At 58.2% G+C, this 390-nt stretch carries 1 protein-coding gene; it reads right to left on the bottom strand.

Annotated elements, in window-relative coordinates; genetic code table 11:
* A partial coding sequence (locus OO306_RS28260) for an immunoglobulin-like domain-containing protein (RefSeq protein WP_265970408.1) occupies window positions 1-390 on the bottom strand: 390 nt, incomplete at both ends.

Genomic DNA, 390 nt, shown 5'->3' with positions numbered 1-390 from the left:
GAACGGTGATCACCGTTTTGCCGTCACTCAGGGTGAAGTACAACGGCGCGTGGTTATCGATCGGCAGACCATCTTTGTTGGTCAGGGTGACGGTGTAAGTGATCTCGCCGCCTTCGGTGACCGAAGGAGTGGCGGTCAGTTTGGCGATGACATCGTCAGTGGTATCGGTAACTTTGACCGAGGCCGCGTCGCCCAACTGCAGGTTTTCGAAGGCACGGCCATCGACATCGACCGCGGACTTGATACCCAGCTCGATTTCGCCGGCGTCTTTGTAGACGTCATCGCCTTGCGCTTCGTGGGTGTAAGGCGCGCTGGTTTCGCCCGCTTTGATGGTGACGGTAGCGTTGTTGCTCAGGGTCACGACCAGATCGTGAGCCAGGGCAGTGTTGA

The sequence above is a fragment of the Pseudomonas sp. DCB_AW genome (assembly GCF_026240895.1).
Taxonomy (GTDB): domain Bacteria; phylum Pseudomonadota; class Gammaproteobacteria; order Pseudomonadales; family Pseudomonadaceae; genus Aquipseudomonas; species Aquipseudomonas kermanshahensis.
Note: the sequence above shows the minus strand (reverse complement) of the source record. Positions and strands in the feature narration are given on the sequence as shown.